Source organism: Candidatus Schekmanbacteria bacterium (assembly GCA_003695725.1).
GTDB lineage: Bacteria > Schekmanbacteria > GWA2-38-11 > GWA2-38-11 > J061 > J061.
This window is the reverse complement of record RFHX01000260.1, coordinates 1-5771: the sequence shown is the minus strand read 5'-3', so window position 1 is coordinate 5771 and position 5771 is coordinate 1. Positions and strand designations below refer to the sequence as shown.

Annotated in this window: 6 protein-coding genes; all 6 read left to right on the top strand. The window is 34.5% G+C overall.

Features of this window, described 5'->3' with window-relative positions; genetic code table 11:
- The first annotated feature begins 38 nt into the window (after positions 1-38).
- Entirely contained in the window at positions 39-785 is a 747-nt protein-coding gene (locus D6734_10155; GenBank protein RMF93415.1) for a glycosyltransferase family 1 protein, read from the top strand.
- Complete coding sequence (locus tag D6734_10150) at positions 782-1957, top strand: glycosyltransferase family 1 protein (protein ID RMF93414.1); 1176 nt, start codon at positions 782-784, stop codon at positions 1955-1957. The genes D6734_10155 and D6734_10150 overlap by 4 nt, the downstream gene beginning before the upstream one ends.
- Positions 1950-3398, top strand: coding sequence for a PHP domain-containing protein (locus tag D6734_10145; GenBank protein ID RMF93413.1), 1449 nt, complete (start codon positions 1950-1952; stop codon positions 3396-3398). The genes D6734_10150 and D6734_10145 overlap by 8 nt, the downstream gene beginning before the upstream one ends.
- A 2-nt stretch (positions 3399-3400) precedes the next feature.
- On the top strand, positions 3401-4087 hold the full coding sequence (locus D6734_10140; GenBank protein ID RMF93412.1) for a hypothetical protein: 687 nt from the start codon (positions 3401-3403) through the stop codon (positions 4085-4087).
- Positions 4084-4707: a PIG-L family deacetylase gene (locus D6734_10135; GenBank protein RMF93411.1), complete on the top strand. Its 624-nt coding sequence runs from the start codon at positions 4084-4086 to the stop codon at positions 4705-4707. The genes D6734_10140 and D6734_10135 overlap by 4 nt, the downstream gene beginning before the upstream one ends.
- Positions 4708-4713: 6 nt before the next feature.
- Positions 4714-5771 (top strand): DegT/DnrJ/EryC1/StrS aminotransferase family protein (locus tag D6734_10130; GenBank protein RMF93410.1); only part of this gene is annotated, 1058 nt, incomplete at its 3' end.

Genomic DNA, 5771 nt, shown 5'->3' with positions numbered 1-5771 from the left:
TTACAGATAGAACCTTTGTCATTCCTTTGATTAAATATATGGAAAAATATAATTTCAGAAAGTCATCTCTCATAAGAGTATTGAGCAGATATACATCAGAGAGACTAAAGAAATTTGCATCAATAGATGATTCAAAAATCAAGATTATTCCCGGTGGTGTCAATGAAGACAGATTTTGTCCAGTGAATAATAAGCAGATGCTTAGAAAAAAATTTAATCTGCCTGCTGAATCAATAATATTTTCGACTTTAAGAAATATGGAACCTCGTATGGGACTTGAAAACCTTATCAAGGCAATAAAAAAAATCAAAAATCATTGTACATCATCTCTTTTTGTAATCGGCGGAAGCGGTCCACTCAAATCAAAACTTGAAAATATGGCACATTCTGAAGGTCTTTCCGATTTGATTATTTTTGCAGGCTATATCGATGAGAACAACCTTTCTGATTTTTACAGAATGTCAGACTATTTTTTGCTTCCTACAGTTGAGCAGGAAGGGTTCGGCCTTGTGACAGTTGAAGCTCTTGCATCAGGAGTACCTGTCCTTGGCACCCCTGCAGGAGCGACACCTGAAATATTATCTAAGGTAGATAAAAAGCTGATTTTTTCTTCAACTGAGGTTGATTCACTTGCAGAAGGTATTTTGCAGTGGATTGATATATATAAGAACAAAAAGGAATATTATGATGAAATTTCAAAAAAAGGGAGAAGAGTAGTTGAAGAGCATTATACATGGGAAAAGTCTGCAGAGAAGCTTTTAACTATTTATAAATCTATTTTATGAAAAGGATAAAGGTGCTTCACATTATCACCCGCCTTGACAAGGGCGGTTCATCTGAAAATACTCTTCTAACTGTAAAAAATCTTGACAATGAAAGATATGAATCTTCTATTTTGTACGGAATGACGAAAAACCCTGATGAAAAATATTTGCCTTCTGTAAAAAAAAATATTGAGGTTTTTTTCAATATTGAAGATTTGGTAAGAGAAATTAATCCCCTCAAAGATGTTAAGGCATTTTTTAAGATATATTCTTTTATCAGTAAAAATAATTACCATATTGTCCACACTCATAGCTCAAAAGCAGGAATACTCGGAAGATGGGCAGCCAAATTTACCGGTGTTCCTGTAATTGTGCACACCCCTCATGGCCACATTTTTTATGGTTATTATGGGAAAATAATTTCATGGATATTTATATTCATAGAAAGAATTACAGCGTCCATAACAGACAATCTGATTTGCCTTACAGAAAGAGGGAAGAAAGAACATATTTCCTTCAAAGTAGGAGATGAGAAAAAGATCTCTGTAATTCATAGCGGTGTAGATGTTGATTCCATTAAAAACTATGCGCAAAAAAATGAAAGACCATTCGTAAAAAAGAATCGTATTCCTCCTAACTCCTTCGTTGTGGGCAGTATGGGGAGGTTTGTAAAAGTCAAGGGGTTTGAATATTTTATAAAAGCCGCAAAAATAGTTTCTTCAAAGATTGATAACGCCTATTTTATGCTTGCCGGCGAAGGTGAATTGGAGAAATCTTTGAAAAAACTTGTCTTAGAATATGGGCTTGAAAAAAAATTTTTTTTTATTCCTTGGCAAAGCGATTGCAGAGCTTTTCTTTATTCTTTAGACCTCTATGTGCTTTCATCTGTCAATGAGGGAATGGGAAAGGTCATTGTTGAAGCAATGGCAGCGGGTCTTCCTGTTATAGGGACAGATGTGGGAGGCGTAAGAGAGATAATCGAGGATGGTCTAACGGGATTTGTCATTCCGCCTGAAGATGAAAGAAGCATTGCAGAAAAAATAGAACAATTGTTTTTTAACAAGGAATTGCGCAATAGAATGGGCTTGATGGGACAGAAAAGAGCCGATTCATTCAGTGTAAAAAGAATGGTTGAAAAAATAGAAAACCTCTACAGGAAGTTATTGAAAGAAAAGGGATTAGTTAATGAATAGAGTGTCAATTAAAAAATTGTTTTTCCACTTTTTTTCTTTCCTTTCCCTTTTTCTCTTTTGTATTTCTATTTGCTATGGAATGAAAATCGACGGCCTCATTCATCTTCATTCGCAGTTTTCTACAGGCAGAAATTCTCTTGAAGAAATAGTTGATAAAGCGAAGGAGAAGGGCATTAAAGCCGTATTGATGACAGATCATGATGTCATAAAGGTTGAGTATGGGATACCTCCATTTCGGAATATATTTAAAAAAGACTATGAACTTCAAAGCGTTACGAAAAGAGGAGCATCTGAATATATTGAAGAGATTGAGGATATCAATAAAAGAAGAAAAAATGTAGTTGTTATACCTGGCGTTGAATCAACAGCCCATTATTTTTGGTCGGGGAGTATTTTTAATGGAAATTTAACGGCAAATAATTGGCAAAAGCATATTCTTCTTGTTGGCTTTCATAGTGCGGAGGAAATAGATGATTTGCCTGTAATACATAACGGTTTTTCTCTCCGATATGTAAAAGAGCTTACGCCTAAAGCTCTTTTCTTTTTGTTTGCTTTTATATTGTCTTTCTTGCTTTATTTTACAGGAGAAAAATTTGCTAAAGCTTTTGGGTTGATATGTTCGATTATATCACTTCTTTTAATAATCAACTATCATCCCTTCCAAAGTACGCTTTTTAACCAATATGAAAGTAATGCCGGAGTGATTCCTTATCAGGAATTGATTGATTACGCCAACGAGAAGGAAATATTGTCAATATGGGCACATCCTGAATCTTACAAAGAAAGAGAAATCAACGGTGTAAGAATGTTGACGCCAAAATATGTAGAAGATTTGCTAAAAACCTACAATTATACCGCTTTTGAAGGTTTATATCGTGATACTGCGACAATGATTGAGGCAGGAAAAGAGTGGGATATCTTACTTTTAGATTTTATAAGAAAGGAGAGGAATAAACCAATTTGGACGGTTGGAGGTATAGATTATCATGGAGATGAGGATGAGAAGATTGATGAAGTTAAAACTATTTTTATTACAGATAACTTGTCAAAAAAAAGCATCATTCAAGCATTAAAGAATGGTCGTTGTTATGCTGTAAGGCAGAGCAATTCCGGAGAAATTGTCATTGATGAGTTTCTATTGAGTGATAAGGAGCAGGTTAATGAAGCAGAAATGGGTGAATCATTAAAGGTGAGTGGAGAAGCGATTTTATCTGTTATGATTAGTGAAAAGTATGGGAAAAAAGAAGAGGCATTTTTAACTATAGTAAGAAATGGGAAAATTTTTATAAAAAAGGAGATAATGCTGCCCTTTGAAAAGAAGTTTTTATTTTCTGCAGGCTCTAATGATAAAGGCTATTTTAGATTAATGGTTAATTTTAAGGATGGGGGGAAAGCGGTAAGCAATCCAATTTTTTATAATGTTTCCCTCGATTCAAAGTGATTATGATTGTATCTGTCCATCAACCTCAATATTTGCCATGGCTTGGTTATTTTGACAAGATTTCAAGCTGTGATGTCTTTGTCTTTTTGGATACTGTCCAATACAAAAAGAATGAGTGGCAAAATAGAAACAAGATTAAAACAGCCAACTCTTCAATGTGGCTTACAGTGCCCGTGAATTATAGATTTCCTCAGAAGATTTTTGAAGTTACCATTGACAGAAAAAAACATTGGAAAAGAAAACATCTCAAAGCCCTTGAAATTAACTATTCATCTGCTCCTTATTTTATGGAATATTTTCCTGAAATAAAAAAAATTATTGAAAAAGAATTTATTTACCTGAAAGATTTAAATATTGCCCTTATAATAAAAATTATGTCATTTTTAGGAATTAAGACCAAAACACTCAGTTCATCAGAAATGGATGATTTACCAGATGATGCAGATGAAAGACTAATCGGTATATGTAAGAGAATTGGCGCTAACAAATATTTGGCAGGAGCAGGGGGAAAAGATTATATGAATTTTAAGAAGTATGAAGATTCTGGAATAGAGGTGATTTTTCAAGAATATAAACATCCAGTCTATCCTCAACAATACGGCAGTTTTCTTTCACACCTTTCTATAGTTGACCTTCTTTTTAATTGTGGAAAAGAGAGTTATTCAATTTTAAAAGGGGATAAGTTATGAAAATTCTTGCAATTGGTTCACACCCCGATGATATTGAAGTTGGTTGCGGCGGAACTTTGAAAAAATATGCCCAGAAAGGAGATGAAATTTATTATCTTATTATGACAATGGGAGAGCAGGGAGGTGACCCTCAGGTAAGAAAGAAAGAGCAGGAAGAAGCCGCAAGAATAATGGGTGTAAAAAAAATTTTTTGGGGAGGATTAGAAGATACAAAAATCGATTCACGATTGAGCACGATTCAAAAAGTTGAGAGTGTTATAAAGGAAGTAAAACCAGTATTTACTTTTACGCACTATTATAACGACACTCATCAGGACCATAGACATTTAAGCAATGCAGTAATTTCCGCAGCACGCTATGCAAAGAATGTTTTATTCTATGAAGGACCCACAACTCAGGATTTTAGTCCTACCATTTTTAGCGACATTGAAAAAGTTTTGGATATAAAAATTGCGTTGGTGAAGGCACATGCATCTCAAGTTATGCGCACCAATATCGCGGGTATTTCTATTGAAGACATAGTTTTATCCACTGCTAATTTTAGGGGTACTCTTGCAAGAGTAAAATACGCAGAAGGATTTGTTCCTTTGAGAGTTTTTATCAATATTTCGGAAGAATAGGTGACAATGAAAATTTTACCTATACCCCATTCAAAGCCCTATTTGGGACAAGATGAAATCGATGCAGCCATCAGAGTTTTGAAAAGCGGAATGATAGCCCTCGATGGAGAAGTTCGTCGTTTTGAGAAAAAGTTTAAGAAGCTGATAGAACGAAAATACGCCATAGCAGTCAACAGTGGGACATCAGCCCTTCACCTTTCCTTGCTTTCACTGAAAATGAGCGGTAACGATGAAGTTATTATTCCCTCTTATGTTTGTCCTGCCCTGTTAAACGCTGTCAATTATACAGGTGCAAAACCGGTTATAGCTGATGTATCTGCATATGACGGCAATATTTCTCCTGATTCTGTTAGAAAAAAGATTACTTCTAAGACGAAAGCTATTATTGTTCCTCATCTATTTGGGATACCAGCAGATATAAAAGAGATAATATCCTTTGGCATCCCTGTTATCGAGGATTGTGCCCAGTCCCTTGGCGCTGAATATGATGGAAAACTTACAGGTAGGTTTGGAAGAGTAGCAGTTTTTTCCTTCTATGCAACTAAAGTGATAGCTACAGGAGAGGGAGGAATGATTGTATGTGACAATGAAAGGATACATAAAACAATTTTAGACCTTCGGTCCTATGACAAGAAAAAAAACTATTCTGTAAGGTATAATTATAAGATGACTGATTTATCTGCTTCCCTTGGGATTGCCCAATTATCAAAACTAAAAAGAATGATTTCTAAAAGGAGGAAGATTGCTTCTCAATATTCGAAAAGGATATCGTTGCCAAATGTAATTCATCATTCCTTCGATGAGAGAAAAAAATCAATTTACTACAGGTATATCATCAAAATCAAAAGGGGAAATGTCAAAAAAGTAATAGGTGAATATAGAAAAAGAGGTATTTTTGCAGAAAAGCCCATTTATTATCCCCTTCATAGATATTTAAAAATGAATTTAAAAGATTATAAAGGTGCTGAAGAGTGTTTCAAAAAATTTGTTTCTCTTCCTATCTATCCATCGCTTACTGAAGAGGAAATCAATAGAATAGTTAAGGCTTCATTGGAGATATTTTG

Bases quoted from the DNA above. Each gene is read 5' to 3' on its own strand.
- D6734_10135 (RMF93411.1), top strand. From the start codon at position 4,084: ATGAAAATTCTTGCAATTGGTTCACACCCCGATGATATTGAAGTTGGT.
- D6734_10150 (RMF93414.1), top strand. From the start codon at position 782: ATGAAAAGGATAAAGGTGCTTCACATTATCACCCGCCTTGACAAGGGC.
- D6734_10155 (RMF93415.1), top strand. From the start codon at position 39: ATGGAAAAATATAATTTCAGAAAGTCATCTCTCATAAGAGTATTGAGC.
- D6734_10145 (RMF93413.1), top strand. From the start codon at position 1,950: ATGAATAGAGTGTCAATTAAAAAATTGTTTTTCCACTTTTTTTCTTTC.
- D6734_10140 (RMF93412.1), top strand. From the start codon at position 3,401: ATGATTGTATCTGTCCATCAACCTCAATATTTGCCATGGCTTGGTTAT.